This window comes from Pseudomonas sp. BF-R-19 (genome assembly GCF_019956445.1).
Taxonomy (GTDB): domain Bacteria; phylum Pseudomonadota; class Gammaproteobacteria; order Pseudomonadales; family Pseudomonadaceae; genus Aquipseudomonas; species Aquipseudomonas fluorescens_BH.
The window spans coordinates 328,330-352,501 of record NZ_JAHBDN010000037.1; the positions used below are offsets into that span (position 1 = coordinate 328,330).

Genomic DNA, 24,172 nt, shown 5'->3' on the forward strand with positions numbered 1-24,172 from the left:
GCGGCTAAATGGCCGCGCTTTTTGCAGAGAGATTCAGCGAACCTGCACCACCACTTTCCCGACCGCCTTGCGCTGGCCAAGATCATTGATGGCTTGGGCTGAATTACTCAGCGGATACACCTGCGACACCAGCGGTTTCAACTTGCCCTCGGCAAACCAGGTAAACAACTGCTGGAAGTTCGCCGCGTTGTCTTGCGGCTGGCGTTGGGCGAACGAGCCCCAGAACACGCCGAGCACTGCCGCGCCCTTGAGCAAGGCCAGGTTGACCGGCAGTTCGGGAATGCGTCCGCTGGCGAAGCCGACCACCAGCAGGCGGCCGTTCCAGGCGATGGCGCGGATCGCCAGGTCGAACAGGTCGCCGCCCACCGGGTCGTAGATCACGTCGGCACCCTGGCCGTCGGTCAGGCGCTTGATTTCGTCCTTCAGGCTGGTTTCGCTGTAGTTGATCAGTTCGTCGGCGCCGGCGGCCTTGGCCACGGCGAGTTTCTCTGCGCTGCTGGCCGCGGCGATCACCCGGGCGCCCATGGCTTTGCCGATTTCCACCGCCGCCAGGCCGACACCGCCGGACGCACCGAGGACCAGCAGGGTTTCACCCGGTTGCAGGTTGCCGCGCTGCTTGAGGGCATGCATCGAGGTGCCGTAAGTCATGCTGAAGGCGGCGGCAGTGTTGAAGTCCATGGACGGCGGGATTGGCAACACGTTGTAGCCCGGCACGGCAACCTGCTCGGCAAAGCTGCCCCAGCCGGTCAGGGCCATGACTCGGTCTCCGACTTTCAAGTGGCTGACCTTTTCGCCCACTGCGCTGACCACGCCGGCCGCTTCACCACCCGGCGAAAACGGGAAGGGCGGCTTGAACTGGTATTTGCCCTCGATGATCAACGTGTCGGGGAAATTCACCCCGGCGGCGTGCACGTCCAGCAGGATTTCGTTCTTCTTCGCGACAGGACTGGCGACGTCTTCCAGCACCAGCGATTCGGCAGGGCCGAAGGCTTTGCACAGCACGGCTTTCATCAGGGCTATTCCTTTGGGAGTGATGGCCGATAAGTGTAGGTGTGTGGGTCGATGGGTCAACGAGCATGCCCGGCCCTGATAGTCAGCCATAAGCTTGTGCTTGCGCGGCGGGTCGTTATGCCAGGCCGCAAACCGGATAAGGAGCGAATTTTGAAAGCGTGGATCATGTTGATGCTGGCCCTGTCTTTGCCTGTGGCAGCGGTGGCCGAAGAAGCCAAAGAAGATGCAGCTCCGAAGGTCAGTTACATCACCCTGAGCCCGCCGTTCGTGGGTAACTACGGGCTGGACGGCACGCCGAAACTGAAGGTCTACAAGGCCGATGTGGCGTTGCGGGTGACCGGTGACGAGGCCGCCAAAGCGGTGAAGGCCAATGAGCCGTTGATCCGCAATCAATTGGTCGCGCTGTTCGCCCAGCAGACCACCGAGACGATGAACAACGTCGAGGCCAAGGAAAAGCTGCGTCAGGAAGCGTTGAAGCAGACCCAGCAGGTGATGAACGATGAAACCGGCAAGCCGGTGGTTGAGGATTTGTTGTTTAACAACCTGATCATTCAGTAATTCTTCTACTGTCAGGGCCGGCCTCTTCGCGGGCAAGCCCGCTCCCACTGTGGATTTGTGTTGAAATACAATCAAATGTTCGCCACAGAACCTTGTGGGAGCGGGCTTGCTCGCGAAGAGGCCGGTACAGGCAACAAATGACTCAAGGCTTTAAGGCAATCACCGCCGCCCACTGCTCCGCCGTCACCGGCATCACCGACAACCGCGAGCCTTTCTGCACCAGCGGCAACTCGGCCAGCGCCGTCTGCTGCTTCAGGTAATCGAGTTTCAGCACCCGGGCAAACGTCTCGACATGCGCGACATCGATCGCACTCCAGGCGTTTTTGTCCGGGGTGGCCTTCGGGTCAAAATAATGGCTCTGCGGCTCCAGCGCCGTCGGGTCCGGATACGCGGCTTCGACAATCTTGCCGATTCCGGCGATGCCCGGCTCAGGGCAGCTGGAATGATAGAAAAAGAACTCATCACCCACTGCCATGGCCCGCAGGAAGTTGCGTGCCTGATAGTTGCGAACCCCGTCCCAGCGCGTTTTGCCGAGCTTTTCCAGCCCCTTGATCGAGAGTTCGTCGGGCTCGGATTTCATCAGCCAGTAGGCCATGTCTTTTGCTCCTTGCGTGGTGATTGGGCAGCTTGTCGGCGATTTTATGACAAACCGACAGTCGGTTGGCGTCAGCATTTGCGCAGCGGTTCACGTTGTCGCAAAATGCCGGCCTTTAAAGCTTGACGCTGCTGCACGGCCTACAAACGGAAACCGCTGCTGTCATCGTGTTGATGTGCCTTTGGGGGGCAATCGATGAAACGCAAACCGGATTTACTATGGATTTTGGTCATTTTGTTTGGCCTTGGCGTCGTGACCACTGGCTATGCCCAAAGCCTGTGGGCCAACAAGACCGATGCGCCGGTCGAACTCGCCCAATTGCAGCAACAGTCCACAGCCTTCAAGCGCTGATCCTGTTGCCTCGGCGCCACTGATCGAAGTGGCGCCTAGCCTGCGTAATACCAGGCCTTGTCCGTCACCGTTCCTTGCAGCGGCACATCCCAGCTTGCCTGAGCCAATCGCGCCACCTTCTGACATTCATGGGCCAGCCCCAGCAGCGTCGGCTTGCGCCAGTCGTTTCGTCGCGCCAGGTAGGCCAGGCTCCGGTCGTAGAAGCCACCGCCCATCCCCAGGCGTCCACCGACATCGTCAAATCCCACCAAAGGTAAAAGCACCAGATCCAGCGCCCAGACTTTACGTTGCCGGGCGAGGTTGTGCCTTGGTTCAAGAATGCGGAAGCGGTTGGGTTTGAGTTTTTCCCCGGGACGGATGCGCTGGAACACCATTTTGGTTCGCGGCCAGGCGCTCAGCACCGGCAGATAGGTGGCTTTGCCCCGGCGTTGCGCGGCGCGCAGCAACAGGTGCGGATCGATCTCACCGTCGGTCGGCAGGTAGAGCGAGATGTGTCTGGCGCGGCGGAACAGCGGTTGCTGGGCCAATTGCTTGTACAGCCCGCGAGCGGCCTGGCGCTGCTGACTGGGTGTCAGTGCGCGGCGGGCCTTGCGCAGCATGCGTCGAAGTTGCGGGCGGGGGAGCAGCGCAGGTTCGGTCATGTATTCGGGCTTCAACAATGCGGATACGTGAAGCGTACCCGTAAAAACGCCAATGCCGGTATCAAAACCGGCATTGGACTGGAATCAGGCTCCCCGAATGTGCCGCTGTCGACTTAGCCCTTGAACCCGAAAGTTCAAGGTGGAAGATGCAGTAGGCTTTAAGGCTTTCCGTCTAGCGGACATGCACACCAGCCCAACGTGCAACCTCCAGGGTATAGCAAATCGGCTCAGGGACATCGCCAACTGGCAAGCACCCCAGGGAGTGAGGGGATTATACCGCAAGCGGCGACGCGAATCAGCCTTTGGTGACGTCCGGATCGGTGGCGAGCGCCAGATCGACGCGATCGAGCAGGTCACGCACCTGTTCGCGGGTCGATCCGCCGGCCTGGATATCCGGGCGTTCTTCCTTGTGCAGCAGGTCGTGGGTGATGTTCAGCGCGGCCATCACGGCGATACGGTCGGCGCCGATGACTTTGCCGCTGCTGCGGATCTCGCGCATCTTGCCGTCCAGATAACGGGCTGCGCTGACCAGATTACTGCGCTCTTCCTGAGGGCAGATGATCGAATATTCTTTGTCGAGGATCTGCACGGTGACGCTATTGCTTGAACTCATGAGTCTTGCTCCAGGGCCTTGAGGCGCGAAATCATCGATTCGACCTTACGCCGGGCGATTTCGTTTTTTTCAATGAGGTGCGCGCGTTCCTCGCGCCAGGTCTTTTCCTGAGCTAGTAAGAGTCCATTTTGACTCTTAAGTTGCTCGACTCGGGTAATCAGCAGCTCGAGTCTGGCCATCAGCGCTTGCAGGTCGGTGTCTTCCATTGTGTCCACTGAGTTCTTGTCTGACGGGAGGTAGTGGGCGGACCACTGTAGGAGCGAGCTTGCTCGCGATGAACTTGAGAACGCCGCAGGGTGTCAGGTACCCAGCGTTATCGTTGACGACCATCGCGAGCAAGCTCGCTCCTACAGGGGTAGTCGATGTAGGATACAAGGCCTTCATTCTAGACATAGCGCCGTCTGGCGCCTAGCTGCCCATGACCATTCAGAATTCCCCGTACCAAGGCTTCGCCACCCTGCTGACTTCCAGCGGTCACAACGTCTCGCCCGCTGAACTGCACGGCCTGTTGCTCGGCCGCAGTTGCGCTGGCGCCGGTTTCGACGCCGAAGGCTGGCTGATCGACGCTGCCGAATTGCTCGAAAGCGAGCCGCAGGACAACGTTCGCAACGCCCTGATCGGCCTGCAAGCGATGGTAAAAGGCGAGCTCACCGGCGATGACGTGACCGTCGTTCTGCTTTTGCCGACCGACGACGCCCCGCTCACCGAGCGTGCCGCCGCACTGGGCGAGTGGTGCCAGGGATTCCTCAGCGGCTTCGGCCTGAACTGCCGTGACAGCAGCACCCTGAGCACCGAGGCCACCGAAGTGCTGCAGGATCTGGCGGCCATTTCCCAGGTGCAAGACGCGCTGGAGGAGTCCGAAGACGGCGAAAGCGACTACATGGAAGTCATGGAGTACCTGCGCGTCGCACCGCTGCTGCTGTTCTCCGAGACAAAAAAAGACGTGCCGGCCGCGGCCAAACCGTCTTTGCACTAATCGTAAGACAGGGAAAACCATCTGCCCATGATCCATATCCCGAAATCGGAATACAGCCGTCGCCGCAAGGCCCTGATGGCGCAGATGGAACCCAACAGCATCGCCATCCTGCCCGCCGCCGCGGTGGCCATTCGTAACCGCGACGTCGAGCACGTCTACCGCCAGGACAGCGACTTCCAGTACCTCAGCGGGTTTCCCGAGCCCCAGGCCGTACTGGTGCTGATGCCGGGGCGTGTGCATGGCGAATACATCCTGTTCTGCCGTGAACGCAACGCCGAGCGCGAGCTGTGGGATGGCCTGCGTGCCGGGCAGGAAGGCGCGATCCGCGATTTCGGTGCCGACGACGCCTTTCCGATCACTGATATCGACGACATCCTGCCGGGCCTGATCGAAGGCCGTGACCGGGTGTATTCGGCCATGGGCAGCAACCCCGAATTCGACCGCCACCTGATGGAGTGGATCAACGTGATCCGCTCCAAGGCCAACCTCGGTGCCCAGCCGCCGAACGAATTCGTTGCCCTGGATCATCTGCTGCACGACATGCGCCTGTATAAATCGGCGGCAGAAGTGAAAGTGATGCGCGAGGCGGCGCGGATTTCCGCCCAGGCGCACGTACGGGCAATGCAGGCCTGTCGCGCCGGGTTGCACGAATTCAGCCTGGAAGCCGAGCTCGATTACGAATTTCGCAAGGGCGGGGCGAAGATGCCGGCCTACGGGTCGATCGTCGCGGCGGGGCGCAACAGCTGCATCCTGCATTACCAGCAGAATGACGCGCTGCTCAAGGACGGTGATCTGGTGTTGATCGACGCGGGTTGCGAGATCGACTGCTACGCCAGTGACATCACCCGGACCTTTCCGGTCAGCGGCAAGTATTCAGCGGAACAGAAAGCGATTTACGAATTGGTGCTGGCCTCCCAGGAAGCCGCCTTTGCCGAAATCGCCCCGAACAAGCACTGGAATCAGGCGCATGAGGCCACGGTCCGGGTCATCACGGCCGGGCTGGTCAAGCTGGGGCTGCTGCGGGGCGACGTTGACGAACTGATCGCCAGCGAAGCCTACAAGGCGTTTTACATGCACCGCGCCGGCCATTGGCTGGGCATGGATGTGCATGACGTCGGCGAATACAAGGTCGGCGGCGAGTGGCGTGTGCTGGAAGTCGGCATGGCGCTGACCGTGGAGCCGGGGATCTATATCGCCCCGGACAACCAGAATGTTGCGAAGAAATGGCGCGGCATTGGCGTGCGCATCGAGGACGACGTAGTGGTCACCAAAACTGGCTGTGAAATATTGACGAACGGCGTGCCGAAAACCGTCGCCGAGATCGAGGCCCTGATGGCCGCCGCGCGGACACAGGCAGCATGAGTCGAGTCAACCTGGCAATCATCGGTGGCGGGCTGGTTGGTGCAAGCCTGGCACTGGCGCTTCAGGCCGGCGCCAAGGCCCGAGGCTGGAAGATCGTGCTGATCGAGCCGTTCGCCCCTGGCGACAGCTATCAACCGAGTTACGATGCCCGTTCTTCGGCGCTTTCCTTCGGCTCGCGGCAAATCTATCAACGGCTGGGCGTCTGGCAGGAAGTCTCGCGCCGCGCCGAGCCGATCAAGCAGATTCATGTTTCCGACCGTGGTCGGTTCTCGACGGCGCGGTTGTCGGCGATGGAGGAGGGTGTTCCAGCGCTGGGTTATGTCGTTGAAAACGCTTGGCTCGGCCAATGCCTGTGGCAAGGCCTGGACAAGGACGTGATCAGTTGGCGTTGTCCGGCGGAAGTCACCCGCATGGAGCCCTTGACCGATGGCTACCGCCTGACCCTGAACGATGAAACCACCCTGGAATGCGACCTCGCGGTGCTCGCCGATGGCGGCCGCTCCGGCCTGCGCGAACAACTGGGGATCGGCATCCGCAAGCGTCCGTACAACCAGAGCGCGCTGATCGCCAACATCACCCCAAGCGAAGCCCACAACGGCATGGCCTTCGAGCGTTTCACCGACGAAGGCCCGATGGCGTTACTGCCGCTTCCGGATAATCGCTGCGCACTGGTCTGGACCCGCCTGGGCATGGACGCGCAACGCCTGGCGGCCCTCGATGAGCGCAGCTTCCTCAGCGAGTTGCAGGGTGTGTTCGGTTATCGCCTCGGCACATTGAAACAGGTCGGTGCGCGGCATCTGTATCCGCTGACACTGGTCGAGGCCGAAGAACAGGTGCGCCCGCATCTGGCGATTCTCGGCAACGCGGCGCACAGCCTGCATCCGATTGCCGGCCAGGGGTTCAACCTGTCCCTGCGCGATACCCAAGCCCTTGCCGATGCCTTGCTCGCCAGCGACAAACCATTGGGCGACTTAGCCACGTTGCAGGCCTATCGCGAACGCCAGCGTCTCGATCAGGACCTCACCGTGGGCTTCTCCGATCAGGTCACGCGCCTGTTCGGCAGCACCCAGCCGCTGGTGTCCCTGGGGCGCAACATCGGCTTGCTCGGCCTCGATCTGCTGCCACCGGCCAAACGCTGGTTTGCCCGGCAGGCGATGGGGTTGGGTACGCGACCGGATGCGTAACTGGCTGATCCGCCGATTCGGCAAGGCGCGATTGATAAAAAATATCTGCCGCAATTGCAGGTTCGACATTCATGACGGCTCCTGCCACCTGGTGGCGCGAGTCGGGAAAACCCTTTACGTGCGGCTCAAGCCGCAAGAGAGACAGGCTTAAAGCATGGAAATGCGCGCAGATCTGCTGATTGTCGGGGCCGGAATGGTCGGCAGCGCCCTGGCGCTGGCGTTGCAGGACAGCGGGCTGGAAGTCCTGCTGCTGGACGGCAGCCCCATGAGCGTCAAACCGTTCAACGCGCAGGCTGCGTTTGAGCCGCGGGTGAGCGCCTTGTCGGCCGCCAGCCAGCGGATTCTCGAGCGCCTGGGTGTGTGGGACGGCATCGCCGGGCGGCGCAGCAGCCCCTACACCGACATGCAGGTCTGGGATGGCAGCGGCACCGGGCAAATCAACTTCTCAGCGGCCAGCGTGCATGCCGAGGTGCTGGGGCATATCGTCGAGAACCGCGTCGTCCAGGATGCCTTGCTCGAACGCCTGCACGATTGCGACTTGGGGTTGCTGGCCAATGCTCGCCTGGAGCAGATGCGCCGCTCCGGCGATGACTGGCTGCTGACCCTGGCCGACGGCCGCACCTTGCGCGCGCCGCTGGTGATCGCGGCGGATGGCGCCAACTCGGCGGTGCGACGCCTGGCCGGTGTGGCGACTCGCGAATGGGATTATCTGCACCATGCCATCGTCACCAGCGTGCGTTGCGCCAAACCGCATCAGATGACGGCCTGGCAGCGCTTCACCGATAACGGTCCGTTGGCGTTCCTGCCTCTTGAGCGCGACGGCCAACAGGATTGGTGTTCGATCGTCTGGTCGACCACACCCGGCGAAGCCGAACGCCTGATGGCGATGGATGAGCAAGGTTTCTGCAAGGAACTGGAGCGGGCCTTTGAAGGTCGGCTCGGCGAGGTACTGAGCGCCGATCCGCGCCTGTGTGTGCCTCTGCGCCAGCGGCATGCCAAGCGTTATGTGGCTGAAGGCCTGGCATTGATCGGTGATGCCGCCCACACCATTCACCCGTTGGCCGGGCAGGGAGTGAATCTCGGATTCCTCGATGCCGCCGTGCTGGCCGAAGTGTTGCTGCAAGCGGCAACACGTGGCGAACGCCTGGCGGATGTGAAGGTCCTCAGCCGTTACGAGCGTCGACGCATGCCCCACAACCTGGCGCTGATGGCGGCGATGGAAGGCTTCGAGCGATTGTTCCAGGCCGATCCGTTGCCGGTGCGCTGGTTACGTAATACCGGGTTGAAAATGGTCGAGAAAATGCCGGAAGCCAAGGCGCTGTTCGTGCGTGAAGCGCTGGGGTTGACCGGGGATTTGCCGACGCTTGCCAAGCCCTGAGATTTTTGTTGAGGTTAAAGGCCCCATCGCGAGCAAGCTCGCTCCCACAGGAATTCAGGTGTTAATGCAATTTGTGTGAACGCTGGAGAACCCTGTGGGAGCGAGCTTGCTCGCGATGGCGGCAGCCCAGTCACCTCATATTCCAGCTCAAGCAACATCTGGTAACTCCTCCGCTGCCAGGTTCGATTGAGAAGCTAAATGTGAGTCCTTATCATTTGTCCTCATTTTTCAATCGAGAGACCGCTCCCATGTTGGCACCGAAGCGTCTACTGACTGCACTGGCCTTGACCCTGATCGGCAGCACCGCCGCCCAGGCCGCTGACGAGGTGGTGGTCTACTCCTCGCGTATCGACGAGCTGATCAAGCCAGTATTCGATGCCTACACCGCCAAGACCGGCGTGAAGGTGAAGTTCATCACCGACAAGGAAGCGCCACTGATGCAGCGGCTCAAGGCCGAGGGCGCGAATACGCCGGCCGACCTGCTGCTCACCGTCGATGCCGGCAACCTCTGGCAAGCCGAGCAGATGGGCATCCTCCAGCCGTTCACCTCGAAAACCATCGACGCCAACATTCCGCTGCAGTACCGGGCCGCCTCCCATGCCTGGACCGGCCTGAGCCTGCGGGCGCGGACCATTGCCTATTCCACTGATCGGGTTAAGCCGGGTGAACTGACCACCTACGAAGCGCTGTCCGACAAGCAATGGGAAGGCCGCCTGTGCCTGCGCACGGCGAAGAAGGTCTACAACCAGTCCCTGACCGCGACCATGATCGAAGTGCACGGCGCCGGGAAGACCGAGGAAATCCTCAAGGGTTGGGTCAAGAACCTCTCCACTGACGTGTTCTCCGACGACACAGCCGTGCTGGAAGCGATCAATGCCGGCCAGTGCGACGTCGGTATCGTCAACACCTACTACTACGGCCGCCTGCACAAGCAGAAGCCAGACCTGCCGGTGAAACTGTTCTGGCCGAACCAGGCTGACCGTGGCGTACACATCAACCTGTCGGGTATCGGCCTGACACAACACGCGCCACACCCGGAAGCGGCCAAGGCCCTGGTGGAGTGGATGACCACCCCTGAAGCACAGAAGATCTTTGCCGACGTGAACCAGGAGTTCCCGGCGAACCCGGCCGTGCAGCCATCGGCTGAAGTCGCCGCATGGGGCAAGTTCATCGCTGATACCTTGCCTGTGGAAATCGCCGGCAAGCGTCAGGCCGAAGCGATTCGCTTGATGGACAAGGCTGGCTGGAACTGAGCCTGCTGTTTTAAAGGTCAAAAGATCGCAGCCTCCGGCAGCTCCTACAGGTTGATCACCAACCCAATGTAGGGGCTGCCGGAGGCTGCGATCTTTTTGCGTTTTCTCTACACTTCAAAATTTCGCGAGAGATTTTCCTTGGCTCATCCCGCCCAACGCCGCTGGTATCCAGTCGTCTTCGCCATCGCTGCGCTGGTCCTGTTGCCCCTGAGTGTCCTGCTGCTTTCCTGGCAAACCATCGATCAACAAATCTGGTCCCATCTCTGGGACACACAGATGCCGCGTTTGCTGGGCAATACCCTGACCCTGGTGCTAGGCGTCGGTGTCGGCGTGACAGTCCTGGGTGTCAGCCTGGCTTGGCTCACCAGTCTTTGCGAATTCCCCGGCCGGCGCTGGCTGGACTGGGCGCTGATGCTGCCCTTCGCGATCCCGGCCTATGTGCTGGCCTTCGTCTTCGTCGGCCTGCTGGATTTTGCCGGCCCCGTGCAAACCCTGCTGCGCGAATGGTTTGGCAGTGGTCTGCGCCTGCCACGCGTGCGTTCCACGGGCGGCGTGATTGTGGTGCTGGTGCTGGTTTTCTATCCCTATGTCTATCTGCTGGCCCGCACCGCCTTCCTCGCCCAAGGCAAAGGCCTGATGGAAGCCGCGCGAGTCCTTGGCCAATCGCCCTGGCAAGCGTTCTGGCGGGTGGCGTTGCCCATGGCGCGACCAGCCATTGGCGCGGGCGTGGCATTGGCGCTGATGGAAACCCTGGCAGACTTCGGCGCAGTGTCGGTGTTCAACTTCGATACCTTCACCACCGCCATCTACAAGACCTGGTACGGTTTTTTCAGCCTGTCGTCCGCCGCGCAACTGGCCAGCCTGTTGCTGCTGGTGGTGATGCTCGTGCTCTACGGCGAGCGACGTGCCCGTGGGGCCAACCGGGCGAGCAACGAGCGACCTCGGGTCAAGGCGCTGTATCACCTGCGAGGCGTCAAGGCACTGGCGGCCACGACGTGGTGCGGTCTGGTGTTCGCCTGCGCTTTCGTTATCCCGATGCTGCAATTGGTGGTGTGGTTCTGGCTGCGCGGGCGCTTCGATCTCGACGAGCGTTACACCGGGTTGATCGTCCATACCTTGTACCTGGGTGCGATGGCGGCGTTGATCACCGTCAGCGTCGCCTTGTTACTGGCGTTTGCCCGACGATTGGCGCCCACCCGGGTCATTCGTTCCGGGGTCAGTCTGGCCAATCTGGGTTATGCCTTGCCCGGTTCGGTGCTGGCGGTGTCGATCATGCTGGCGTTCAGTTACCTGGATCGCGAACTGGTGATCCCGCTCTCGAGCTGGCTCGGTGGCGCGGGTAAGCCGCTGCTGCTGGGCAGTCTGTCGGCGTTGCTGCTGGCCTATCTGGTGCGCTTCATTGCGGTGGCCTTCGGGCCACTGGAAAGCAGTCTGGCGCGTATACGGCCATCTTTGCCCGAAGCGGCACGTAGCCTTGGCGTCAGTGGGCCACGACTGTTTTTCAAAGTGTATCTGCCATTATTGCTACCCGGCACGTTGAGCGCCGCGCTGCTGGTGTTCGTCGACGTGCTCAAGGAAATGCCCGCGACCTTGCTGATGCGCCCGTTTGGCTGGGACACGCTGGCGGTGCGAATCTTCGAAATGACCAGCGAAGGCGAATGGGCACGGGCGTCTTTGCCGGCGTTGACACTGGTGCTGGTCGGGCTGTTACCGGTCATCGGATTGATCCGGCGTTCAGCACATCGAAACAGCTAGGTGTCAGTCCTACACCTTGCGGCTACAATGCGCGGCATTCGGTGCGGTCCGTCTGACAGACCAGGTAGTTGAAATCGGCTGAAGGCCCTTTGTTACAAGGCATTCAGTCCGTACAGCACCTGCCCGCGCCTTCGCCACGCCCGGAAGGAGAAACCCATGGGACAGCGTACGCCTCTGTATGACCTTCATCTCGCACTCGGCGCGAAGATGGTCGATTTTGGCGGTTGGGACATGCCTCTGCATTATGGATCGCAGGTCGAGGAGCACCATCAGGTGCGCCGCGATTGCGGTGTCTTCGATGTATCCCACATGACCGTAATCGATGTCGGCGGCGCCCAGGCCAAAGCCTGGCTCCGGCATTTGCTGGCCAATGATGTCGAACGCCTGCACAGCCCCGGCCGTGCGTTGTACAGCACCATGCTCAACGAGCAGGGCGGGATCGTCGACGACATGATCGTCTATCGTCTCGATGAGGGTTATCGCCTGGTGGTCAATGCCTCCACCCGCGATCAGGACATGGCCTGGATGCAAGCGCATCTCGACGGTTTCGACGTGCAACTTCGCGAGCGTTCCGAGTTGGCGATGCTGGCCATCCAGGGCCCCCACGCCCGGCAAAAAATTGCCGAACTGGTCAGCCAGTCCCGCGGCAACCTGATCCAGCTCCTCAAGCCCTTCGAAGGCCTGTCCGATGGTGACTGGTTCATCGCACGCACCGGGTATACCGGTGAAGACGGCCTGGAAATCATTCTGCCGGCCGATCAGGCGCCAGGCTTTTTCAACGATCTGGTCGGTGCCGGGATTTCTCCCATCGGCCTCGGCGCGCGGGATACCTTGCGGGTCGAAGCCGGCATGAACCTTTACGGTCAGGACATCCAGCAGGATATTTCCCCCTTGGCCTCCAATATGGCCTGGAGCATTGCCTGGGAACCCGCCACCCGGCAGTTCATCGGGCGCAAGGCGCTGGAAGCCGAGCAGGCCGCCGGCGTGCAGCACAAACTGGTCGGTCTGGTCCTTGAGGAGCGCGGTGTTTTGCGCGCTCATCAGGTGGTCCGCATCGCCGATGTTGGCGAAGGGGAGATCACCAGTGGTAGTTTCTCTCCTACGCTAAGCAAGTCGATTGCACTGGCGCGCGTGCCGATGGCAACAGCCGACCGCGCTGAAGTGGAAATCCGTGGCAAGTGGTACCCGGTCCGGGTGGTCAAACCGACCTTCGTACGCCACGGCAAAACCTTGATCTAACCTTTTCTGGCGGGCATGACCGCCGACCATTTCCTGAGGACACAGAACATGAGCGATATCCCTGCCGACCTGCGTTTTGCCGAAAGTCACGAATGGGCACGTCTGGAAGCCGATGGCACCGTCACCGTGGGCATCAGCGATCACGCGCAGGAAGCGCTGGGTGACGTGGTGTTTGTCGAGCTGACTGAAGTCGGCAACGTGTTTGCTGCCGGTGATCAGTCGGGTGTCGTTGAATCGGTTAAAGCCGCTTCCGACATTTATGCACCGATCAGCGGTGAAGTGATCGCCGTCAATGAAGCGCTGAGCGGTGAGCCTGAGCTGCTCAACTCCGATCCGTACGGCGCGTGGATCTTCAAGCTCAAGCCAAGCAACACCGCCGAGCTGGAAAAACTGCTGGATGCCGCTGGCTACAAGGCCGCCATCGGCGAATAAGCCTTCAGCGTCATCCAAAGCCCCGACTCGTCGGGGCTTTTTGTTGTCTGGCGAATTTCCCTTGTAGGAGCGAGCTTGTTCCGGGCGGCGTTCCGACGATGGTCGTTAACGATAACGCTGCAACCTGAGACCCCGCGGCGCGCTCGGGGTCATCGTCGGATCGCCGCCCGGAGCAAGCTCGCTCCTACAGAGTGGCTGCTATGCTGGTTTGACCGTGTTGCATCGACGCTGAGCGCCAGTCAAGAGAGAGCCCGTCATGTCCCAATTGCCGTCCCTGAGCCAGTTACGCGACCCCAATGCCTTTCTGCGCCGCCACCTCGGGCCCGATGCCGCCGAGCAACAGGCGATGCTCGACAGCCTCGGCCTGGGCAGTCGGGTCGAATTGATCGAGCAAACGGTGCCGCCGGGCATCCGCCTCAACCGGGCGCTGGACCTGCCCCCGGCACTCGATGAAGAGGCCGCGCTGGCCAAACTGCGCGGTTATGCCGAGCAGAACCAGGTCTGGACCAGCCTGATCGGCATGGGCTACCACGGCACCCTTACACCGGCGGTCATTGTGCGTAATGTGCTGGAAAATCCCGGCTGGTACACCGCGTACACCCCCTATCAGCCAGAGATCGCCCAAGGGCGGCTCGAAGCGCTGCTGAACTTCCAGCAACTGACCATCGACCTGACCGGCCTGGAGCTGGCCAATGCCTCGCTGCTCGATGAAGCCACCGCCGCGGCGGAAGCCATGGCCCTGGCCAAGCGGGTCGCCAAGTCCAAAAGCAACCTGTTCTTTGTCGACGAAAACTGCCACCCGCAAACCATTTCCGTGGTGCAGACCCGCGCTGAAGGTTTCGGCTTCGAGCTGATCGTCGACGCTGTGGATAACTTGAAGCAGCACCAGGTGTTCGGCGCGCTGCTGCAATATCCCGACACCCACGGTGAAATCCACGACCTGCGGCCACTGATCGATCACCTGCACGCGCAACAGGCCCTGGCCTGTGTCGCCACGGATTTGCTGAGCCTGTTGTTGCTGACCCCGCCGGGTGAACTGGGGGCCGATGTGGTGTTCGGCTCGTCCCAGCGATTTGGCGTGCCCATGGGTTACGGCGGGCCGCACGCGGCATTTTTTGCCAGCCGCGATGAATACAAACGGGCAATTCCCGGGCGGATCATCGGTGTTTCGAAAGATGCACGGGGCAACATCGCCCTGCGCATGGCCCTGCAAACCCGCGAGCAACACATCCGCCGGGAGAAGGCCAACTCCAACATCTGCACAGCCCAGGTGCTGCTGGCCAATATCGCCAGTTTCTATGCGGTCTATCACGGCCCCGAAGGGCTGAAGCGGATCGCCCAGCGGGTTCATCGGCTGACCTGCATCCTGGCCACCGGGCTTGAGCGCAACGGTATCACCCGGGTCAACCGGCACTTCTTCGACACCCTGACCCTGGAAGTCGGCGGAGCCCAGACCGCCATCATCGAAAGTGCCCGGGCCGTGCAGATCAACCTGCGCATTCTCGGGCGCGGCCAACTTGGCCTGAGCCTCGACGAGACCTGTGACGAAGGCACCGTGGCGAAGCTGTTCGACGTGTTCCTGGGGGCCGATCACGGGCTCAGCATCGATGACCTGGATGCAGAGGTCTTGCCTGGCGGAATTCCCGAAAGGTTGGCGCGAACTTCGCCTTATCTGCGTCATCCTGTGTTCAGCGCCCATCACAGCGAAACCGAGATGCTGCGCTACCTCAAGCAACTGGAAAACAAGGATCTGGCGCTCAATCAATCGATGATCCCGCTGGGCTCCTGCACCATGAAGCTCAACGCCACCAGCGAGATGATCCCGATTACCTGGCCGCAGTTCGCCAACCTGCACCCGTTCGTGCCCAAGGAACAGGCTGCCGGTTATGGGCTGATGATCGAAGAGCTGGAGCGCTGGTTGTGTGCGATCACCGGTTTCGACGCGATCTGCATGCAACCCAACTCCGGTGCCCAGGGCGAATACGCCGGGCTGCTGGCGATCCGCAAATACCATGAGAGCCGGCAACAGGGCGGCCGCGATATCTGCCTGATTCCTTCGTCGGCTCATGGCACCAATCCCGCGTCGGCGCAAATGGCCGGGATGCGCGTGGTGATCGTCGAGTGTGACGAGGCGGGCAACGTCGACCTGGATGACCTCAAGGAAAAAGCCGCGCAGGCCGCAGACAAACTCGCCTGCCTGATGGCGACCTATCCTTCGACCCATGGCGTGTATGAGGAAGGCATCAGCGAAATCTGTGAAGTGATCCACCAGCATGGCGGTCAGGTGTACATGGATGGCGCCAACCTCAACGCCCAGGTCGGATTGGCGCGGCCGGCCGACATTGGTGCCGATGTCTCGCACATGAACCTGCACAAGACCTTCTGCATTCCCCATGGCGGCGGTGGGCCGGGCATGGGGCCGATTGGTGTTCGGGCGCATCTGGCACCATTCGTGGCCAACCATCCGGTAGTGCCGATCGACGGGCCGCACCCGCAAAATGGCGCCGTCAGCGCAGCGCCCTGGGGCAGCGCAAGCATTCTGCCGATCAGCTGGATGTACATCGCGATGATGGGGCCGCAACTGGCGGACGCCAGTGAAGTGGCGATCCTCGCCGCGAATTACCTGGCGCGGCATTTGTCCGGTGCTTTCCCGGTTCTTTATACCGGGCGCAACGAGCGGGTGGCCCACGAATGCATCCTCGACCTGCGACCGCTCAAGGCGTTGACCGGCATTACCGAAGAGGACGTGGCCAAGCGCCTGATGGACTACGGCTTCCATGCCCCGACCATGTCGTTTCCGGTGCCGGGGACGCTGATGGTCGAACCGACCGAAAGCGAATCGAAGGCGGAACTGGACCGGTTCATCGGGGCGATGCTGAGCATCCGCGCGGAAATCAACGAGGTGCAGAACGGTAATTGGCCGGCGGAAGAAAACCCGTTGAAAGGTGCGCCGCATACGTTGGCCGATATCACCGGCGTGTGGGAGCGGCCGTACAGCATCGTGCAAGCGGTCACGCCGGACGCGCACACCAAGGCTCACAAGTACTGGCCGGTGGTGAACCGGGTGGACAACGTGTATGGGGATCGGAACCTGTTTTGTGCGTGTGTGCCGGTGGATGACTATCGCTGACATTTCAGGATGCACATAACCCCTGTGGGAGCGAGCTTGCTTGCGATTGCGGTGTGACAGTCAATGAAGTTTTTACTGATCCACCGCTTTCGCGAGCAAGCCCGCTCCCACAGGGGGGACTCGGTGAACCTTGGACCTGTGTTCGCAAGGCAAAAAAATGCCGCTCATGTGAGCGGCATTTTTCATTCGCAACGCTTATTCAGAAGCCACGGCATTCTTCGCCAGGATCGCGTTCGCCAGCTCCATGTCCGTGGCTTGCAGGCCAGGGTTGTCGGCGCGGACTTTCTGCATGGCTGCTTCCAGGTACGGACCGCGGATACTGCCATCACTGGCGACGAAGCTGCTGGCATCGTCCTGGGCCGCGACGACCAGCTTGTTATCCTTGGATGTCAGATAGCTCGAACCGGTGGTTGCACCGGACGTAAGAACGTTACGCCAAAAAGTATCGGCCATCGCCGAACCGACAGGCAGGGACAACAGCGCGACGGTAGCGACAGCAAGTTTGAAACGCATGACAGGGTGACTCCACTGGGTTGACTACGCGGTTGGATTGCCAACCCCCAATCGAGTTCCGTGGTTGCCTATTCCTCTACTTCGACCAGCAGGATCGCGCCTTGCTGGCCGACCACCCGCACGCGGCTGCCAATGGCGGCGTCCGGTCCGCGGGCCATCCACACGCCGTCGGCCACCTTGATCTTGCCGCGACCGTCGACAATCGCTTCATGCACCACGAAGGTCTTGCCGACCAGTTCCTGGCCGCGCAGATTCAGGTGCGGCTGATCGCTCGGACGCGCCGCCGTGCGCTGACGCCGCCACCAGTACAACGCGGTGGTGATCGACAGCAGGCTGAACAATAGAAACTGCCATTCCCAGGACAGGTCCGGCAGCAGGAAGATCAAGACGCCCACGGCTGCCGCGGCCATGCCGATCCACAGCAGGTAACCGCCAGCGCCGAACACTTCAAGAATCAACAGCACCGTGCCCAGCGCCAACCAGTCCCAGAACGAAAGGTGCTGCAAAAATGCCCACATGGCGCGCCTCAGGCTTTCTTGTTATCGAAAGTGGCCTTGACGATTTCGCCAATGCCGCCCACCGCGCCGATCATCGAACTGGCCTCCAGCGGCATCAGGATCACCTTGCTGTTGTTGGCTGAGGCCAACTTGCCCAGCGCATCGATGTACTTCTGCGCCACGAAGTAGTTGACCGCCTGCACGTTGCCGCTGGCGATGGCTTCGGACACCACTTTGGTCGCCTGGGCTTCTGCCGCGGCTTGCCGCTCGCGGGCTTCGGACTCCAGGAAGGCGGCCTGGCGACTGCCTTCGGCTTCGAGGATCTGCGCCTGCTTCTTGCCTTCGGCGGTCAGGATCGCTGCGGCGCGCAGGCCTTCGGCCTCCAGAATTTGCGCACGCTTGATCCGCTCGGCTTTCATCTGCCCCGACATCGCCGCCATCAGGTCGGCGGGTGGGCTGATGTCCTTGATCTCGATCCGGGTGATCTTGATGCCCCACGGCGCGGTCGCTTCATCGACGGTGCGCAACAGTTTTTCGTTGATCCCGTCGCGCTGGCTGAGCATGGCATCGAGTTCCATTGAGCCGAGTACCGTACGGATGTTGGTTTGCAGCAGGTTGCGGATGGCGTGTTCGAGGTTGTTGACCTCGTAGGCCGCCTGGGCCGTGTTGACCACCTGGAAGAAGCACACGGCGTCGATTTGCACCGTGGCGTTGTCGGCGGTGATGACTTCCTGCGGCGGAATATCCAGCACGCTTTCCATCACATTCATCTTGCGCCCGATGCGGTCCATGACCGGAATGATGACGTTCAGCCCCGGCTTGAGCGTGTTGGTGTAGCGACCGAAACGCTCGACGGTCCATTCAAAGCCTTGGGGCACGACCTTGAAACCCATGAACAGAATGGCGACCACCAGGCCGACAAAAAGCAAAAGCACACTACCGATCTGCATAACGATTCCTTGTTGATGTGTGGATCTGTGGAGTTGCAATCGCTGGAGTGTAGCTGTGCCGATGCCGGATAAGTACAGCCGGGCTCAGTTCTGCTCGCTCTGGGGCGTCACTCGCAGAACCTCCTCGATGGTCGTCAACCCGGCGGCGACCTTTTGCGCTCCTGACAGCCGCAGGCTGCGCATGCCTTCCTTGAATGCCTGGCGTCGCACGGCCAGCAGGTCGGTGTCGGGACTGATCAGCGCTTTGATGCCATCGCTCAGTTGCATGATTTCGTAGACCCCGGCGCGACCACGATAACCGGTGTCGCGGCATTCCACGCAACCGATGGCTCGTTGGGCATTGGTCGGTAACGGTGCTTGCCAGGGACGGGTCAGGGTTTGCCAGTCGTCTTCGCCCAGCGTCAGCGGCGCCTTGCAGTGCGGGCACAGGGTTCGCACCAGTCGCTGGGCCATGACGCCGAGCACTGTGGCCTTGATCAGATAGTGCGGCACGCCGAGTTCCAGCAGGCGGCTGATGGCGCTGGGCGCGTCGTTGGTGTGCAGGGTCGACAGCACCAGATGCCCGGTGAGCGCCGCCTGGATCGCCATCTCCGCGGTTTCGAGGTCGCGGATCTCGCCGATCATGATGATGTCCGGGTCTTGCCGCATCAGCGCGCGCACGCCGGCGGCGAAGGTCAGGTCGATGTTGTGCTGGACCTGCATCTGGTTGAACGCCGGCTCGACCATCTCAATCGGGTCTTCGATGGTGCAGAGGTTGACCTCCGGTGTCGCCAGTTTTTTCAGGGTGGTGTAGAGGGTGGTGGTCTTGCCCGAACCCGTCGGCCCGGTGACGAGGATGATGCCGTGGGGCTGGCGGGTCATGTCCTGCCAGCGGCGCAGGTCGTCGGCGGAGAAACCAAGCTGGTCGAAGTCCTTGAGCAAAACTTCCGGGTCGAAGATCCGCATGACCATTTTTTCGCCGAAGGCCGTGGGCAGTGTCGACAAGCGCAGTTCGACTTCACCGCCGTCCGGGGTCTTGGTTTTGACCCGGCCGTCCTGGGGTTTGCGTTTCTCCGCGACGTTCATGCGCCCCAGGGTTTTCAGGCGACTGACGATGGCCATGGTGACCTGGGGCGGGAATTGATAGACGTTGTGCAGCACGCCGTCGATGCGAAAGCGCACCGTGCCTTGTTCGCGCCTGGGCTCGATGTGGATGTCGCTGGCGCGTTGCTGGAACGCGTACTGGAACAGCCAGTCGACGATATTGACGATGTGTGCGTCGTTGGCGTCCGGTTCCTGGTCGCTGGCGCCGAGGTTGAGCAGCTGTTCGAAATTGCCGAGGGTACTGACTTGCGGGTCGGCGCTGTTCGCTCCGGTGACCGATTTGGCCAGGCGGAAGAATTCGACGCTGAAGCGCTGGATGTCCACCGGGTTGGCCACCACACGCTTGATCGGCAATTTGAGCACGTGGGTCAGGTCAGCTTCCCAGCCGCTGACATAAGGCTGGGCGCTGGCCACGGTTACTGCCTCGCGGTCGATCGCTACCGCGAGGATCTTGTGACGCTGGGCGAAGGCATAGGACATTAGCGGGGTCACGGCCGCGACATTGATCTTCAACGGATCGATGCGCAAGTAAGGCTGGCCGGCCTGCCGGGATAGCCACAGGGTCAGGCTCTCGAGGTCCAGCGGTTTGCCGGGGCGGCTGAGATCGTCCAGCTGTTGGCTGGCAATGAACTCCAGCGGATGCATCTGGCCAAGGGAGGCATTGCGGCGGCGGGCATTGAGCGCGTGTTCGGCCGAATCCTGACTGATAAAGCCTTGGGCGACCAGTTCGCGCAGCAGGTCATTGAGATCCAGCCAGCGGTCCTGAAAGGCGAGATGTACGGACATGCGGGCTCCTTTTGAACGACAGTGCGCAAAGGATAGCCGTGGCCCGGCTGACCGCTGGGCCACTACCCGACAAAGCCGTTTCGGAGTTTTTCAGCCCGTCGCTTGAACCGCTTCGGCCCATGGGGAATCAGCTTCTTGCAGCTCCACCGAGCAGACGCTGATCAGGTTACGAAGTTTTTCCGCAATCACTTGCGCGCGGTGCCAGCTCAAACCGTCGATGACGATTTCGATGGTCAGCCAGTCGTCCTGGCGCTGCACGTTGACCTGTTCCGGCGTGAGCAATTGCAAAGCGAACAGATTGAGAGTGCGACACAACAGGTCCGGTTCTGCCTCGGCCAACATTTGATAGCGAACCCGGCAATGGGCGTTGCCGACGTTCCAGACATCGGCGCGGGCAGGTGGGGTGTTCACGGCTTCGAGGTACGGCATGGTCAGGCTCCAAAATCATTGGAGAAATGTTTACATCCTGTGCCGGGTATTTCTTCTCTATGATGGGCCTTATTGCAGAAATGAAGAATCAATCAATTCACTTGTTACTCGGTTAAGGGTTTTTTTATGCAAAGCGAACTGGACAGCTACGACCGCAAGATCCTCGCCTTGCTGCAAGAGGATGCTTCGCTTTCCAGCGCACAGATCGCCGAGCAGGTGGGGCTCTCGCAATCGCCGTGCTGGCGGCGGATTCAGCGGATGAAAGAGGAGGGCATCATTCGCGGCCAGGTGACCTTGCTCGACCGCAAGAAAATCGGCCTGAACACGCAGATCTTCGCGGAGGTGAAACTCAATGCCCACGGGCGTTCGAATTTCACCGAATTCACCGAGGCGATTCGCGGCTTTCCGGAGGTGCTGGAGTGTTACGTGCTTATGGGGGCGGTGGATTTCTTGCTGCGGATTGTCACGGCGGACATCGAGGCTTACGAGCGCTTTTTCTTCGAGAAGCTGTCGATGGTGCCGGGGATTCAGGAAGTGAATTCGATCGTGGCGTTGTCGGAGATCAAATCGACCACCAGTTTGCCGGTCTGAAATCTTGTGGTGACTGTGCTGGCCTCATCGCGAGCAAGCTCGCTCCCACAAGGACCGCATAAATCCTGTGGGAGCGAGCCTGCTCGCGAATGCGGTATTACAGACGCAGCAACATTTTCCAGGCACGGTTCTGATACACCGCGATCGCCTGTTGCTTGCGCGCATCCAGGACTTCGTCGGTGATCGACTCGTTGGCCAGTTGCGCCAGTTTGTTCAGCTCGCCGTAGAGGCGATCCATTTCCGGGATCTCCAGCACGTTACGCGCATGGTGCAGCCAGACCTGGATGCGTTCGATGCGCGGCAGTTGCTCGGCCAGGTCTTCCGGTTGTTGCTGGTAACGTTGCAGTTGCAACGAAGTGGCTTCTTCGCCCAGCAGGCGCGGCAACCAGCTGCCCAGTTGCGCAGCGCCCTGGCGATTGCCACGGGTGTTGCGGTCGGCGGCCCAGGTGCGGGCCAGCAGCCAGCGCGAGGTGGTCAGGGAGAACAGGCCCCAGCGCGGGTCTTCGAGCTCTTCGAGGAACTGCTCGGGCGCGGCTTTGCGCACGTCTTCATCATCCAGGCCGGCCTGGACCAGCGGACGCCAGTCTTCCAGCAAGGCATCGAGGGCGATACGCAGATCGTGGGTCGACTGACGTGGTGCGGCCTGGCCCAGGCTGCTGATCAGCGCGCGCATTTCCGCCAGGCATTCGACCCAGTCCTGCAACAGGCGCCAGTGACCATTGAAGCGATACTGCTCGGCCAGACGCTGGCTGCTGCCCAGCAAATGCCAGCTCAGCGCGGCGAACGCGTCGTCCAGCGGCGTTTCGGCGGTGATCTGCGGCGCCGGCAGGCTCAACGAATAGCTGTGGGCGTCGTACAGGCGATAACCGCGCTCGGCCTTGCTGATGTCGCAGGGCATCAGGGCCAGTTTCTCGGCCAGTTCGGCGGCCAGTTCCAGCAGGGCTGCCGGCTCGCCTTCGCGCAGTTCCAGTTCCAGCTCGCAGATTTCTTCTTTCTGCTTGCCAACCACGACGTGACCCAGGTCCAGCGCGGCTTCGATGACCACTTTGGTCTTGCCGCGACCCCAGGCGATTTCCGCGCGTTCGCGGACGAAGTCGGTGGTGAAGATCGGCTTCAGGGTCTTCTTGTCGAGCTCGGCCAGTTCCTCGGGCCAGCATTCGCCGTCGAGTTTCTTCAGGTCGAGCTTGGCCTTGGGCAGGGGCCAGTTGAATTCATTACGCTCGGACAAGCCGGCGACGCTCTGGCCACGGGTCTTGAGGGTCTGAATCACTTCGTCGCCATCTTTGCGCAGGCGCAGGGCGACTTTGGCCTGGGCCAGGTCGCGCTCGGGCGTGTCGAAGTACTGATTCATCAACTCACGGCGTTCCCAGCCACTTTTGTTGCGTTTTTTCAGTAACGGGTGCTCGCGCAGGGCGGCGAGGGTTTCGCGGCTGACGCGGAGTTTGATTTCGGTTTCTTTCTGCATGGCCGGAAAATCCAGGATCGGGAGCGCAGCCGGGGGAATGTGTGGCTGCCAAGGTCGTGCAGTGTACAGGACTCAAGGTTAGTACGCGCCGAGACGGTTTATTCCTGTCATCGGTTGGTTCTATGATGGACTTCAATTCGGGTGCCGGGAGTCAGCGATGCCATTGCCGTCGATGAAAGAACAATTCGCTGCGTTGATCGCCGCACCGTCGGTCAGTTGCACACAGCCCAGTCTCGATCAATCCAACCGCCCGGTCATCGATCTGCTGGCGACGTGGCTCGGTGAGCTGGGCTTTACCTGCGAGATCCAGCAGGTCAGCCCCGGCAAGTTCAACCTGCTGGCCAGTTTTGGTTCCGGCCCCGGCGGCCTGGTGCTGGCCGGGCACAGCGACACCGTGCCGTTCGACGGTGCGCTGTGGCAAACCGACCCGCTGAAGCTGACTGAAGTCGACGGTCGTTGGGTCGGCCTGGGCAGTTGCGATATGAAGGGCTTTTTTGCCCTGGCCATCGAGGCGGTCAAACCGCTGCTCGATCAGCCGTTCAAACAGCCGTTGCTGATTCTCGCCACCTGTGATGAAGAAAGTTCGATGTCCGGTGCCCGCGCGCTGGCCGAGGCGGGGCGGCCGCTGGGGCGGGCGGCGGTGATCGGCGAGCCGACAGGACTCAAGCCGATCCGCATGCACAAAGGCATCATGATGGAGCGCATCGACATCCTCGGTCAGAGCGGTCATTCCTCCGACCCGCGCCTGGGCCACAGCGCCCTGGAAGCCATGCACGATGCCATCGGTGAACTGCGTGGCCTGCGCCTGTTGTGGCAGCGCGAATTCCGCAATCCACAGTTCGGCGTGCCGACGCCAACGATGAATTTCGGTTGCATCCATGGCGGCGACAATCCCAATCGCATCTGCGGCCAGTGTTCGCTGGAATTCGATTTGCGGCCATTGCCCGGCATGGACCCCAAGGTCTTGCGCGCCGAGATACTGCAGAAGCTCAAGCCGGTTGCCGAACGGCATCAGGTCAAGATCGATTACGCGCCGTTGTTTCCCGAAGTGCCGCCGTTCGAGCAGGCCGAGGACGCCGAGTTGGTGCGCCTTGCCGAAAAGCTCACCGGTCACAGCGCCGAAGCAGTGGCGTTCGGCACCGAAGCACCTTATCTTCAGCGCCTTGGCTGTGAAACGCTGGTGCTTGGCCCGGGTGATATCGCCTGCGCCCACCAGCCGGGGGAATACCTCGAAATGTCACGTTTGCAGCCTACGGTGCATCTATTAAGGCAACTGATCGAACACTATTGCCTGGCACCGGCAACTTGATCATGTGGGAGCGGGCTTGCTCGCGAAGGCGTCGTGTCAGCCACCTCAATACCTGTCTCTTATAAACATCT

At 61.3% G+C, this 24,172-nt stretch carries 24 protein-coding genes, 1 other RNA gene and 1 pseudogene; 14 read left to right on the forward strand and 12 right to left on the reverse strand.

The genetic code is table 11. From position 1 onward, the window contains the following. Positions 1-33 precede the first annotated feature (33 nt). Positions 34-1,011, reverse strand: a complete 978-nt coding sequence (locus KGB28_RS07685) for an NADPH:quinone oxidoreductase family protein (protein ID WP_223443902.1) — start codon at positions 1,009-1,011, stop codon at positions 34-36. A 150-nt stretch (positions 1,012-1,161) separates the two neighbouring features. Here KGB28_RS07685 and KGB28_RS07690 point away from each other — a divergent pair, with 150 nt between their 5' ends. Beyond that, positions 1,162-1,569 (forward strand): flagellar basal body-associated protein FliL, encoded by a 408-nt coding sequence (locus tag KGB28_RS07690; protein ID WP_032829534.1) that lies wholly within the window; start codon positions 1,162-1,164, stop codon positions 1,567-1,569. 142 nt (positions 1,570-1,711) lie between these two features. Here KGB28_RS07690 and KGB28_RS07695 read toward each other — a convergent pair whose 3' ends face one another. Further along, a complete protein-coding gene (locus KGB28_RS07695; RefSeq protein WP_223443903.1) occupies positions 1,712-2,164 on the reverse strand; it encodes an EVE domain-containing protein in 453 nt (150 codons plus the stop codon). Positions 2,165-2,359: 195 nt separating this feature from the next. On the opposite strand from KGB28_RS07695, the gene KGB28_RS07700 reads away from it, so the two are divergent. Continuing rightward, entirely contained in the window at positions 2,360-2,515 is a 156-nt protein-coding gene (locus KGB28_RS07700; RefSeq protein ID WP_007982896.1) for a hypothetical protein, read from the forward strand. Between the two features lie 35 nt (positions 2,516-2,550). On the opposite strand, the gene KGB28_RS07705 is transcribed toward KGB28_RS07700, so the two are convergent. The 4 genes from KGB28_RS07705 to KGB28_RS07720 form a co-directional block, all read right to left on the reverse strand. Continuing rightward, a complete protein-coding gene (locus KGB28_RS07705) occupies positions 2,551-3,156 on the reverse strand; it encodes a 5-formyltetrahydrofolate cyclo-ligase (RefSeq protein WP_150724958.1) in 606 nt (201 codons plus the stop codon). An 86-nt stretch (positions 3,157-3,242) separates the two neighbouring features. Continuing rightward, a non-coding RNA gene (gene ssrS, locus KGB28_RS07710) (6S RNA) lies at positions 3,243-3,421 on the reverse strand. A gap of 30 nt (positions 3,422-3,451) precedes the next feature. Then, complete coding sequence (locus KGB28_RS07715) at positions 3,452-3,769, reverse strand: cell division protein ZapA (RefSeq protein ID WP_223443904.1); 318 nt, start codon at positions 3,767-3,769, stop codon at positions 3,452-3,454. Further along, on the reverse strand, positions 3,766-3,975 hold the full coding sequence (locus tag KGB28_RS07720; protein WP_007982902.1) for a TIGR02449 family protein: 210 nt from the start codon (positions 3,973-3,975) through the stop codon (positions 3,766-3,768). Before KGB28_RS07720 ends, KGB28_RS07715 begins: the two co-directional genes overlap by 4 nt. A 212-nt stretch (positions 3,976-4,187) precedes the next feature. Between KGB28_RS07720 and KGB28_RS07730 the strand changes: the two genes are divergently transcribed. From KGB28_RS07730 to gcvP, 10 genes and pseudogenes are all read left to right on the forward strand, one after another. Then, on the forward strand, positions 4,188-4,745 hold the full coding sequence (locus KGB28_RS07730) for a YecA family protein (protein ID WP_150724959.1): 558 nt from the start codon (positions 4,188-4,190) through the stop codon (positions 4,743-4,745). Between the two features lie 27 nt (positions 4,746-4,772). Next, entirely contained in the window at positions 4,773-6,107 is a 1,335-nt protein-coding gene (gene pepP / locus KGB28_RS07735; protein ID WP_150724960.1) for a Xaa-Pro aminopeptidase, read from the forward strand. Then, complete coding sequence (gene ubiH, locus KGB28_RS07740; RefSeq protein ID WP_223443905.1) at positions 6,104-7,291, forward strand: 2-octaprenyl-6-methoxyphenyl hydroxylase; 1,188 nt, start codon at positions 6,104-6,106, stop codon at positions 7,289-7,291. Before pepP ends, ubiH begins: the two co-directional genes overlap by 4 nt. 27 nt (positions 7,292-7,318) lie before the next feature. After that, positions 7,319-7,442: pseudogene (locus KGB28_RS07745) on the forward strand (tetrameric acyl-CoA thioesterase); the annotation flags it as partial. A gap of 9 nt (positions 7,443-7,451) precedes the next feature. Beyond that, complete coding sequence (locus KGB28_RS07750; RefSeq protein ID WP_223443936.1) at positions 7,452-8,669, forward strand: 2-octaprenyl-3-methyl-6-methoxy-1,4-benzoquinol hydroxylase; 1,218 nt, start codon at positions 7,452-7,454, stop codon at positions 8,667-8,669. 248 nt (positions 8,670-8,917) lie between these two features. Next, positions 8,918-9,922, forward strand: a complete 1,005-nt coding sequence (locus tag KGB28_RS07755) for an extracellular solute-binding protein (RefSeq protein WP_223443907.1) — start codon at positions 8,918-8,920, stop codon at positions 9,920-9,922. 138 nt (positions 9,923-10,060) lie between these two features. Continuing rightward, positions 10,061-11,677: an ABC transporter permease gene (locus tag KGB28_RS07760; RefSeq protein WP_150724964.1), complete on the forward strand. Its 1,617-nt coding sequence runs from the start codon at positions 10,061-10,063 to the stop codon at positions 11,675-11,677. A 156-nt stretch (positions 11,678-11,833) separates the two neighbouring features. Then, on the forward strand, positions 11,834-12,916 hold the full coding sequence (gene gcvT / locus KGB28_RS07765) for a glycine cleavage system aminomethyltransferase GcvT (RefSeq protein WP_223443909.1): 1,083 nt from the start codon (positions 11,834-11,836) through the stop codon (positions 12,914-12,916). Positions 12,917-12,964: 48 nt separating this feature from the next. Then, positions 12,965-13,348: a glycine cleavage system protein GcvH gene (gene gcvH / locus KGB28_RS07770; RefSeq protein WP_150716298.1), complete on the forward strand. Its 384-nt coding sequence runs from the start codon at positions 12,965-12,967 to the stop codon at positions 13,346-13,348. Positions 13,349-13,604: 256 nt separating this feature from the next. Then, complete coding sequence (gene gcvP / locus KGB28_RS07775; protein ID WP_223443914.1) at positions 13,605-16,478, forward strand: aminomethyl-transferring glycine dehydrogenase; 2,874 nt, start codon at positions 13,605-13,607, stop codon at positions 16,476-16,478. A 195-nt stretch (positions 16,479-16,673) separates the two neighbouring features. On the opposite strand, the gene KGB28_RS07780 is transcribed toward gcvP, so the two are convergent. From KGB28_RS07780 to KGB28_RS07800, 5 genes are all read right to left on the reverse strand, one after another. Further along, positions 16,674-16,991, reverse strand: coding sequence for a DUF2388 domain-containing protein (locus tag KGB28_RS07780; protein WP_056726402.1), 318 nt, complete (start codon positions 16,989-16,991; stop codon positions 16,674-16,676). 68 nt (positions 16,992-17,059) lie between these two features. Next, a complete protein-coding gene (locus tag KGB28_RS07785; RefSeq protein ID WP_223443916.1) occupies positions 17,060-17,509 on the reverse strand; it encodes an NfeD family protein in 450 nt (149 codons plus the stop codon). Positions 17,510-17,517: 8 nt separating this feature from the next. Next, complete coding sequence (locus tag KGB28_RS07790) at positions 17,518-18,438, reverse strand: SPFH domain-containing protein (RefSeq protein WP_056726404.1); 921 nt, start codon at positions 18,436-18,438, stop codon at positions 17,518-17,520. A gap of 84 nt (positions 18,439-18,522) precedes the next feature. Beyond that, on the reverse strand, positions 18,523-20,307 hold the full coding sequence (locus KGB28_RS07795; protein WP_223443921.1) for a GspE/PulE family protein: 1,785 nt from the start codon (positions 20,305-20,307) through the stop codon (positions 18,523-18,525). A 90-nt stretch (positions 20,308-20,397) separates the two neighbouring features. Further along, the gene (locus KGB28_RS07800; RefSeq protein ID WP_223443923.1) at positions 20,398-20,736 is read right to left on the reverse strand and encodes a hypothetical protein; all 339 of its coding nucleotides are present in this window, start codon (positions 20,734-20,736) and stop codon (positions 20,398-20,400) included. 126 nt (positions 20,737-20,862) lie between these two features. Here KGB28_RS07800 and KGB28_RS07805 point away from each other — a divergent pair, with 126 nt between their 5' ends. Further along, entirely contained in the window at positions 20,863-21,327 is a 465-nt protein-coding gene (locus tag KGB28_RS07805; RefSeq protein WP_008015415.1) for an Lrp/AsnC family transcriptional regulator, read from the forward strand. Between the two features lie 97 nt (positions 21,328-21,424). Here the strand turns inward: KGB28_RS07805 and KGB28_RS07810 are convergent, their stop codons facing one another. Next, on the reverse strand, positions 21,425-22,792 hold the full coding sequence (locus KGB28_RS07810) for an inorganic triphosphatase (protein ID WP_223443931.1): 1,368 nt from the start codon (positions 22,790-22,792) through the stop codon (positions 21,425-21,427). 157 nt (positions 22,793-22,949) lie between these two features. Between KGB28_RS07810 and argE the strand changes: the two genes are divergently transcribed. Further along, on the forward strand, positions 22,950-24,101 hold the full coding sequence (gene argE / locus KGB28_RS07815; protein ID WP_223443932.1) for an acetylornithine deacetylase: 1,152 nt from the start codon (positions 22,950-22,952) through the stop codon (positions 24,099-24,101). The last annotated feature ends 71 nt before the right edge of the window (positions 24,102-24,172 follow it).

Bases quoted from the DNA above. Each gene is read 5' to 3' on its own strand.
- KGB28_RS07685 (WP_223443902.1), bottom strand. From the start codon at position 1,011: ATGAAAGCCGTGCTGTGCAAAGCCTTCGGCCCTGCCGAATCGCTGGTG.
- KGB28_RS07695 (WP_223443903.1), bottom strand. From the start codon at position 2,164: ATGGCCTACTGGCTGATGAAATCCGAGCCCGACGAACTCTCGATCAAG.
- KGB28_RS07700 (WP_007982896.1), top strand. From the start codon at position 2,360: ATGAAACGCAAACCGGATTTACTATGGATTTTGGTCATTTTGTTTGGC.
- KGB28_RS07705 (WP_150724958.1), bottom strand. From the start codon at position 3,156: ATGACCGAACCTGCGCTGCTCCCCCGCCCGCAACTTCGACGCATGCTG.
- KGB28_RS07715 (WP_223443904.1), bottom strand. From the start codon at position 3,769: ATGAGTTCAAGCAATAGCGTCACCGTGCAGATCCTCGACAAAGAATAT.
- KGB28_RS07720 (WP_007982902.1), bottom strand. From the start codon at position 3,975: ATGGAAGACACCGACCTGCAAGCGCTGATGGCCAGACTCGAGCTGCTG.
- KGB28_RS07730 (WP_150724959.1), top strand. From the start codon at position 4,188: ATGACCATTCAGAATTCCCCGTACCAAGGCTTCGCCACCCTGCTGACT.
- pepP (WP_150724960.1), top strand. From the start codon at position 4,773: ATGATCCATATCCCGAAATCGGAATACAGCCGTCGCCGCAAGGCCCTG.
- ubiH (WP_223443905.1), top strand. From the start codon at position 6,104: ATGAGTCGAGTCAACCTGGCAATCATCGGTGGCGGGCTGGTTGGTGCA.
- KGB28_RS07750 (WP_223443936.1), top strand. From the start codon at position 7,452: ATGCGCGCAGATCTGCTGATTGTCGGGGCCGGAATGGTCGGCAGCGCC.
- KGB28_RS07755 (WP_223443907.1), top strand. From the start codon at position 8,918: ATGTTGGCACCGAAGCGTCTACTGACTGCACTGGCCTTGACCCTGATC.
- gcvT (WP_223443909.1), top strand. From the start codon at position 11,834: ATGGGACAGCGTACGCCTCTGTATGACCTTCATCTCGCACTCGGCGCG.
- gcvH (WP_150716298.1), top strand. From the start codon at position 12,965: ATGAGCGATATCCCTGCCGACCTGCGTTTTGCCGAAAGTCACGAATGG.
- gcvP (WP_223443914.1), top strand. From the start codon at position 13,605: ATGTCCCAATTGCCGTCCCTGAGCCAGTTACGCGACCCCAATGCCTTT.
- KGB28_RS07780 (WP_056726402.1), bottom strand. From the start codon at position 16,991: ATGCGTTTCAAACTTGCTGTCGCTACCGTCGCGCTGTTGTCCCTGCCT.
- KGB28_RS07785 (WP_223443916.1), bottom strand. From the start codon at position 17,509: ATGTGGGCATTTTTGCAGCACCTTTCGTTCTGGGACTGGTTGGCGCTG.
- KGB28_RS07790 (WP_056726404.1), bottom strand. From the start codon at position 18,438: ATGCAGATCGGTAGTGTGCTTTTGCTTTTTGTCGGCCTGGTGGTCGCC.
- KGB28_RS07795 (WP_223443921.1), bottom strand. From the start codon at position 20,307: ATGTCCGTACATCTCGCCTTTCAGGACCGCTGGCTGGATCTCAATGAC.
- KGB28_RS07800 (WP_223443923.1), bottom strand. From the start codon at position 20,736: ATGCCGTACCTCGAAGCCGTGAACACCCCACCTGCCCGCGCCGATGTC.
- KGB28_RS07805 (WP_008015415.1), top strand. From the start codon at position 20,863: ATGCAAAGCGAACTGGACAGCTACGACCGCAAGATCCTCGCCTTGCTG.
- KGB28_RS07810 (WP_223443931.1), bottom strand. From the start codon at position 22,792: ATGCAGAAAGAAACCGAAATCAAACTCCGCGTCAGCCGCGAAACCCTC.
- argE (WP_223443932.1), top strand. From the start codon at position 22,950: ATGCCATTGCCGTCGATGAAAGAACAATTCGCTGCGTTGATCGCCGCA.